An 8,291-nucleotide genomic window follows, 5' to 3' on the forward strand; every position below is an offset into this window, starting at 1 on the left:
CGCATTTGTTCCTGAAACCGATGATTGCCCGGCGCCGCGGGCGCATCCTCAATGTCGCATCCACGGCGGCTTTCCAGCCTGGGCCTTGCATCAGCGTGTATTACGCGAGCAAGGCTTTCGTGCACTCCTTCAGTTACGCACTCGCGCAGGAGGTTGAATCATCCGGCATCACGGTCACGGCCCTCTGCCCGGGGACGACCCGAACCGACTTTTTTGCGCGCGGTCAATTCTCAGTGAAGCGCGCGCCTTTCACGATGCACGCCCGTGATGTGGCAGAGGCTGGCTATCGCGGCGTGATGCGCGGGAAGCGGGTGGTGATTCCCGGCTTGCACAACCGGATTGCAGCGCGGTTCAGCAAGTTTCTTCCGCTCGCAATCACCAGCATCGCGGTGCGTAAGCTTCACGCGAAGCGCTGAATTTGCGATCGAAACCCCGCAGTGAACATCTCGTCCTTGCCCGCGTGTGGAGCGTAAAATAGGTTCTCTTCATGTCGTGCGCGGAATTTGTTCATCTCCACCTCCACACCGAGTATTCGCTGCTCGACGGAGCGTGCCGCCTGGATCGTTTGATGGAAAAGGCGCGTGCGATGAAGTTCCCCGCCCTTTCAATCACCGATCACGGGGTGATGTATGGAGCGATCGATTTTTACAAGCTCGCCCGTGAGCACGACATCAAGCCGATCATCGGCTGCGAAGTGTACGTCGCACCCGGGAGCCGGATGGAAAAAAAGTCGAGCACCGGGGGACGCGATGTGTACAACCACCTGGTGCTGCTCGCAAAAAACGAAGCGGGCTATCGCAACCTGATCAAACTAACGACTGCAGCGCATCTCGAGGGCTATTACTACAAGCCGCGGACCGACAAGGAACTGCTCGCAGAGTGTCGCGAAGGGCTGATCGCCCTGTCGGGCTGCCTCGCCAGCGAAATTCCTGAAGCCATCGTCAAGGATCAGCTGCCCCGCGCGCGACAGGCGCTTGACTGGTTCAAGCAGACTTTCGGCCCCGAAGATTTCTACCTGGAGCTGCAGAATCACAACATCCCCGAACAGGCGAAGGTGAATCGGCAATTGATTCCGTGGGCAAAGGAATTTGGTCTCAAGCTCGTGGCGACGAACGACGTGCATTACATCGAGAAGGAGCACTCGCACGCCCATGATTGCCTGATCTGCATCGGAACGCAGACTCAACTGGCCGATACGAAACGGATGAAGTATGCAGAGCAGCAGTTTTATCTTCGCTCACCTGAGGAGATGCAGGCGCGCTTTGCTGAGGTGCCGGACGCGGTGAGGAACACGCTGGAAGTTGCAGAGAAATGCAACCTGAAGATCGAGTTTGGAAGCCTGCACTATCCCGTTTTTGATCCGCCGGAAAGCTTCACGCGTGAAGGTTATCTGCGGCACATCCTGGCCGATGGCCTGCGCAAGCGGTACGGCCTCCATGTGGAGGCCAAAGGCGAAGAATACATCGTTGAACGGCTGGAAGATCCGCGGCGCCTGCCGACCTACTCCGCACCCACGCCTGAAACGAATGGAAACGGCTCCCAATCTGAGAACGGCGCAGCAGTCCCCGATCGGTCCGGATTGTCCGTCGACCTCAAGGATCCCGCAGTGGCGGCAGCCGTCCGGGCAATCATTGACCGCCTGGAGCTTGAGCTGAAGGTCATTGAGAAAACCGGCTTCATCAGTTATTTCCTCATCGTAGCCGATTTTGTCCAATACGGCCGCAGCATCGGCGTTTCCTGCGTCGCGCGCGGATCCGCTGCCGGGTCGCTCGTGACGTACCTGCTGGAAATCGCCAACGTCGATCCCATCCGATACGGCCTGCTGTTCGAACGCTTCCTAAACCCGGAACGTGTCAATCCGCCCGACATCGACATTGACTTTGCCGACGATCGGCGTGCCGACGTGATTGAATACGTCCGCAAAAAGTATGGCCGCGAAGCTGTCGCCCAGATCATCACCTTCGGCACCATGGGGGCCAAATCGGTGGTTCGGGACGTGGGCCGCGTGATGGGATTAAGTTACGGGGAATGTGATCGCCTCGCCAAGATGATCCCGACCGACCTCAAGATGGATCTTGCGAAAGCACTGAAGGAATCACCTGACCTCAAGCAGGCCTACGACACGGAAGAGGTCACGCGGGAACTCATCGACACTGCATTTGTCCTTGAGGACCTGACGCGCAATTCCAGCGTTCACGCAGCGGGCGTCGTGATTGGGGATCAGCCTTTGGTCAACGTACTGCCGCTGAAGCAGGACGAGGAAGGCACCATCGTCACCCAATACGCCATGAATCCCGTCGGCGAACTCGGATTGCTGAAGATGGATTTTCTGGGGTTGAAGACCCTGACCGTTATTCGGAACACGTGCGAATTGGTGAAGCGGACGCAGGGAATCGAGGTTCCCATCGATCATTTGCCCCTGGATGACGGCAAGACCTACGACCTGCTGAATCGCGCCGAAACGTTGGGGGTGTTCCAGTTGGAATCCGGCGGGATGCGGGATCTCTGCCGCAAGTTCCAGATTGCAAGCGTCGAGCACATCACGGCGCTTGTCGCGTTGTATCGTCCGGGGCCGATGGATCTCATTCCCGAATTCATCAAACGGCGTCACGGCGAAGTAAAAGTGGAATATGAACATCCCCTGCTCGAACCCATTTCGCGCGAGACCTATGGCATCCTGATCTACCAGGAACAGGTGATGCAGGCGACGCAGTTCCTCGCCGGCTACACACTGGGCGGGGCGGACCTGTTGCGCCGAGCCATGGGAAAGAAAAAGCTCGAAGAAATGGCGAAGCAACGCGCGACATTCGTCAAAGGCTGCAAGGACACAAACAATATTCCGGAGGCCAAGGCGAACCAGATCTTCGACTTGCTGGAAAAGTTCGCAGGCTATGGTTTCAACAAATCGCATGCTGCTGCATATGCCATCGTCGCTTATCAAACCGCGTACTTGAAGGCGAACTACCCCGTGGAGTTCTACTGCGCGATGATGACAAACGACCTGTCAGACACTGCCAAGCTCAGCGAATATATCGCCGAGGCGCGCAGTGTCGGGATTGAGGTGCTCGGGCCCGACGTGAACGAGAGCAGCGTTTATTTCGCGCCGGCCGGCGGCGGAAAATCCATTCGATTCGGCCTCGCCGCCATCAAGGGAGTCGGCGAAGTCGCGGTTCAATCCATTCTCAAAGCGCGCGAAGGGGAAAAATTTCCGTCGTTATCCGATATGTGCGAACGGGTCGACGGACGAACGGTTAACCGCAAGGTGCTGGAATCCCTCGTCAAATCGGGCGCCTGCGATTGCTTCGGCCAGACCCGTGCCACATTGTTTGCGCAAATTGAACGCACGCTGGCTCGCGCAGCCAGCATCATCAGCGATCGCCAGCGCGGCCAAAGCTCTCTGTTTGGAGCTTTCGAGGAGAAATCTGCCCCGATGCCGGAAGCTGTTTCAAATCTGCCGGAGTGGCCGCAGAACGAGTTGCTGGCCTCTGAAAAGGAATTGCTCGGGTTCTACGTCACTGGCCATCCGCTCACCCCTTTCGCCGGGCTCCTGGCGAAATACTCTCTTGCCACGACCGCGAAGCTTGCGGAACTGCAGAATCGAAGCATGACGCGCATCGGCGGCCTCATCGCCGCCGTGCAACAGGGTTTCTCGAAAAAAAGCGGCAAGCCCTACGCCATGCTTACCCTGGAGGATTTGCACGGCTCCGTTCAGGTCCTGTGCATGAATGAAAACTACGACAAGTATCGAGAACTGTTTGTCGTCAATAAACCCGTGCTTGTCATCGGGGAAGTATCGAGCGGCGACGACAAGCCCAAGATCTTTCCTCAGGAGATCATGCCGCTGGAAAACGCGCCTAGAAAGTTCACACGACAGGTTCGATTGCGTCTTGGAACTGCGCAACTTTCTTCAGAAAACCTGGAATACCTGCGAGATCTCATCATGGCCCATCCAGGGAAATGTGAGGTCTTTTTACGGCTCGAACATCCCGCGGCCGGATTCGTTTACATCGAACCGCACGAACGTTATCGCATTTCCCCCAGCATGGAGTTCCAGAGCGCGGCGGATGAGAGATTCGGACAGGGAGCTTATTCTGCAGTCGTGGATAACACGCTGCCGGAACGCACCGCGCGCAGGTGGGAACGTCCCGCCCCGGGGAACGAGGACTAAAAAAAAACCGGGCCAATCAATCAGAGGGTGACTGATAGGCCCGGGGAATGTTCGAATTCAGTACACCAGTAGGTCATCGGAGTTTTCCGGCCCGATCCTGTACTGGAGACCGAGACCGAAATCTTAAAAAGTTCTTCAAAGATCAACCGCTACCGAGAGCGGCGCTGTGCTAGGGGCACATGAAATCACTCGAACTTATCGGAGTCAAGCGCGTTATCATTGCATTTGATTTTTAAAATGCTTCACGGAGCAGAGTTGCCGAACGCGACGCATTCGAGCAACCCGACCCCTGAATTGCTGTTTACAGAGGAGGCTCGGTTGTTAGTATCCGCCCACGAAACGCGTGCTATGAAGAAAATCGAAGCCATCATCAAACCGTTTAAACTGGAAGACGTTAAAGAAGCGCTTGCCGCGCTCGGTGTGGAAGGCATGACCGTTTCTGAAGTAAAAGGCTTTGGCCGGCAAAAGGGTCACACGGAAATCTACCGGGGCAGCGAATACACAGTTGATTTCCTTCCCAAGCTGAAGATCGAGGTTGTTCTGCCCGACGGGCGCGCAGAGGGGGCGGTGGAGGCCATTGTAAAGGCGGCCAGAACCGGAAAAATCGGTGACGGCAAAGTTTTCGTCAGCAACATCGAAAACGCGGTTCGCATCCGGACCGACGAAACGGGCGAGCAGGCAGTTTGAGCGAAAAAGGGGCGCATTGCGCTCGCAGAATTTGATTGCGCACGACCTCAAAATGTGTCCGTGAATCTCGAACACCTTCGCTTGCCGTTCGTGAACGCAAAAAGGGTTTGCCAACGACAAAATTCCTGCGTTTTTCGGGCTTTTTCACGCTGTGAATAACTCGTGAATAAAAGTTAATATGTTGTCCTCGTAAGTTTTTCCTTCATTGTCTAGAAACACTGCTCGCCGAACTCTTCGACGGCCTGTTGGCGGTTCACAGCGGTCTAACAATAAAATCGTTTGGAATTTGTTTCGCTTAAGTGCTTGTTTTACAAGGGTTTACAAACGCACTTTTGCGCGCCCAAAAATTTGGATGAGGATCGCGGAAACGATTTTATTGGCGGAACGAAACTTAACTGTTACAAGCATCGCACGGAAAGCGTGTGACGGACGCGTTACGAAGCCAGGTGAATAAATAGGCCAAAAAACGGCCGACGTAAGATTAACAATGCAAGCTTCCGCTCAGAGAATCTGGGAAACAGCACAGGAACATTTACGTTCCATGCTGAGCGCCGACACGTACAATCTCTGGTTCGCTCCGCTTGCGGCCGGATCGCTTGAAGGCGAGACCTTGACGCTCGAGGTGGCGAACGACTTTTGCGAGGTTTGGCTCAAGGACAATTACATCGGTTTGCTCCAGGAAGTGCTCGCCCTGGCCGCCGGTCAACCTTTGCAGATTCGATTCACCGTGGGTTCCGGGGTTCCGACCATGCGCGCCCCTGAACCGCCTGCAGCCGAACCCCCTCCCACCCCGAGGACCCGAACCACGCAACCAGTCCCCGAGCGGAACGGGCATCTGAACGAACTGAACTTCAATCCGAAGAACACATTTCACACGTTCGTCGTAGGAAACAACAACAACTTCGCCTACGCCGCGGCACTGGCAGTCGCCCAGGCACCCGGAAAATCCTACAACCCGCTGTTCCTATATGGCGGCGTCGGCCTCGGTAAAACCCACCTTCTGCATGCCATCGGCCAGCATGTCGCGGGAAGCAAAAAAGGCGCGCGCGTGGCTTACGTCTCCTCGGAGAAGTTCACGAACGAATATATCGACGCGATTCAAAACAACCAGCTCGTCCGCTTTCGCAAGCGTTATCGCCAAACAGATGTGCTGCTGATCGATGACATCCAGTTTCTGGCCGGCAAAGAGCGGATTCAGGAGGAGTTCTTTCATACGTTCAACGCCTTGCACGAGGCGCACAAACAGATCGTCCTGACCTGTGACCGGCCTGCCAGCGAAATCCAGAATCTGGAGCATCGCCTTGTGTCGCGTTTTGAATGGGGCCTGGTGACCGATCTGCAGCCGCCAGATGTCGAGATGCGCCTAGCCATTCTCAAGAAGAAGGCAGAGACCATGGGCGTCGTTCTCCCCGACGAAATCGTCAATTTTCTCGCCAATCGTATTCGCACAAACATCCGCCGATTGGAAGGTGCGCTCATCCGCGTGGCGTCCTATGCCTCGCTCACTGGAAAGAAGCTGACGCTCGAGACTGTCGAAGGTTTGTTGCGCGAAATTCTGCACGAGGAAGGCCGATTTTCGATCAGCATTGAATCGATTCAGAAGAAGGTTGCCGAACATTTTGATATTCGCCTCGCCGATATGACGAGCAAGCGGCGCCCTGAAAACATAGCGTTTCCCAGGCAAGTCGCCATGTTCCTGTCGCGGCAAATGACCGAGAATTCCCTCAGTGCCATTGGCGAGGCATTCGGCGGGCGCGATCACGGCACGGTTCTCCATGCCTGCCGGCTGGTGAAGGATCGCATGGAAGTCGACGCCAGCGTGCGCCAGGTGGTGCATCTCCTCGAGAAACAGTTGATGCGCTGAGCGCAGGGATTCGCCCCGCCCGGTGCGGCATTCATGCCTACCATCCAGGTCAACGGTCTTACCAAGACGTTTCGCACGTACAAGAAGGAGCCAGGCTTCAAAGGCGCCCTCCGCGGGTTGATCAAACGCACGTACGAGCAAACCGTGGCCGTAAAGGACGTCAACTTCCACATCGAGCCCGGCGAACTGGTCGGCTTCCTCGGTCCGAATGGCGCAGGCAAAACCACGACGCTGAAAATGCTGGCGGGTTTGCTCTATCCCACGAGTGGCTCCGCATCTGTCCTCGGCTTCACCCCCTGGGAGCGAAAAGACGGTTACCGTCGGCAGTTCGCCCTGTTACTCGGTCAAAAGAACCAGCTTTGGTGGGATCTCCCGGCGCGGGAATCACTGGAGCTCAATGCGAGGATCTACGGCATCCCGGACGATGTGCGCGACCGCACTGTGGACGAGCTCACCGCCCTACTATCGGTTCGCGACAAGCTCAACGTGGCGGTCCGTGAACTTTCGCTCGGCGAGCGCATGAAGATGGAACTCATCGCCGCCCTGCTCCATCAACCGAAGGTTTTGTTCCTGGACGAACCCACGATAGGGCTCGACGTCGTTTCACAAAAAACCGTTCGGGAATTCCTGCGCGAACACAATCGCACCAGGAAAACCACGATCCTCCTGACCAGCCACTATATGGCGGACATCCAGGAACTCTGCGAACGCGTCATCATCATTGATAAAGGTGTCATTTCCTTCGACGGGCGCCTGAGCGACGTGGTGGACCGTTTTGCGGATTTCAAGCTCATCACAATCCAATGCGAGAGCACGGCAAGCTACAGCGCCGGGCAGTTGACGAAGTATGGCGAAGTAGTTGACGAGCAACCAGGACGCCTCACGCTGAAGGTGAAGCGAGATCGTGTCATCCCCGCATGCAAAGCGCTGCTCGACGACTTGCCAGTGAGCGACATCGACATTGAGGAAGTGCCGATCGAGGACGTCATTCGCCGCATCTTCGCGCGCTGAACTGCCGCAACCGTCTTGGGCAACATTCCCCAGACGATTTTTTCCTTTGCCCGCCTACGTTGCCTTATGACTGATTCAACCCACAAATCGAAGGCATCGCTATGTTGAGATGGGCAGCAATTTTCTTTGTGATCGCACTGATTGCGGCGCTGATGGGGTTCACGGGAATCGCCGGGGCTGCCGCCGATATTGCCAAGTTCCTCTTCTTCCTGTTTGTTGGGATCTTCGTGATCCTGCTATTGCTGGGAATCTTTGCAGGAAAGAAGATCTTGTAGCATGCAGTGAACGTGACGCGGCACTATGCCGCGAGGTCGCAGGCGGCCTTGTTCAAACAAAAAAAACCGGCGGATCTATTGGATCCGCCGGGCACGTTTTCACAACGTCACGCCGCAATGCTCTCGATGTTGCCGGGCTTGGGCGGCTCGGCGAGATCGAGCAGCTGCAGGACTTCCTCACGCGTAAGGGTTTCCCGTTCCAGAAGCGCTTTTGCCAGCTTCTCGGTGTTGTCCCGCTGCGCTCTGATGATTTCCAGGGCATCCCGGTCAGCCGTTTCAAGCAAAC

The 8,291-nt window shown here is 56.2% G+C and carries 6 protein-coding genes; all 6 read left to right on the forward strand.

Annotated elements, in window-relative coordinates; genetic code table 11:
* Positions 1 to 416: SDR family NAD(P)-dependent oxidoreductase (locus VEH04_15350; protein ID HYG24154.1), on the forward strand; the 416-nt coding region annotated here is incomplete at its 5' end.
* Between the two features lie 71 nt (positions 417 to 487).
* Complete coding sequence (locus tag VEH04_15355) at positions 488 to 4,168, forward strand: DNA polymerase III subunit alpha (protein HYG24155.1); 3,681 nt, start codon at positions 488 to 490, stop codon at positions 4,166 to 4,168.
* A gap of 348 nt (positions 4,169 to 4,516) precedes the next feature.
* On the forward strand, positions 4,517 to 4,855 hold the full coding sequence (locus tag VEH04_15360; GenBank protein ID HYG24156.1) for a P-II family nitrogen regulator: 339 nt from the start codon (positions 4,517 to 4,519) through the stop codon (positions 4,853 to 4,855).
* A gap of 487 nt (positions 4,856 to 5,342) precedes the next feature.
* Positions 5,343 to 6,719 (forward strand): chromosomal replication initiator protein DnaA, encoded by a 1,377-nt coding sequence (gene dnaA / locus VEH04_15365; protein HYG24157.1) that lies wholly within the window; start codon positions 5,343 to 5,345, stop codon positions 6,717 to 6,719.
* 33 nt (positions 6,720 to 6,752) lie between these two features.
* The gene (locus tag VEH04_15370) at positions 6,753 to 7,730 is read left to right on the forward strand and encodes an ATP-binding cassette domain-containing protein (protein HYG24158.1); all 978 of its coding nucleotides are present in this window, start codon (positions 6,753 to 6,755) and stop codon (positions 7,728 to 7,730) included.
* Positions 7,731 to 7,831: 101 nt separating this feature from the next.
* Positions 7,832 to 8,005, forward strand: coding sequence for a DUF1328 domain-containing protein (locus VEH04_15375; protein HYG24159.1), 174 nt, complete (start codon positions 7,832 to 7,834; stop codon positions 8,003 to 8,005).
* The last annotated feature ends 286 nt before the right edge of the window (positions 8,006 to 8,291 follow it).

Source organism: Verrucomicrobiia bacterium (assembly GCA_035629175.1).
Lineage (GTDB): Bacteria > Verrucomicrobiota > Verrucomicrobiia > Limisphaerales > DASXHY01 > DASXHY01.

Excerpts from the sequence above, each read along its gene's own strand:
- VEH04_15360 (HYG24156.1), top strand. The coding sequence starts at position 4,517 with ATGAAGAAAATCGAAGCCATCATCAAACCGTTTAAACTGGAAGACGTT.
- VEH04_15375 (HYG24159.1), top strand. The coding sequence starts at position 7,832 with ATGTTGAGATGGGCAGCAATTTTCTTTGTGATCGCACTGATTGCGGCG.
- dnaA (HYG24157.1), top strand. The coding sequence starts at position 5,343 with ATGCAAGCTTCCGCTCAGAGAATCTGGGAAACAGCACAGGAACATTTA.
- VEH04_15370 (HYG24158.1), top strand. The coding sequence starts at position 6,753 with ATGCCTACCATCCAGGTCAACGGTCTTACCAAGACGTTTCGCACGTAC.
- VEH04_15355 (HYG24155.1), top strand. The coding sequence starts at position 488 with ATGTCGTGCGCGGAATTTGTTCATCTCCACCTCCACACCGAGTATTCG.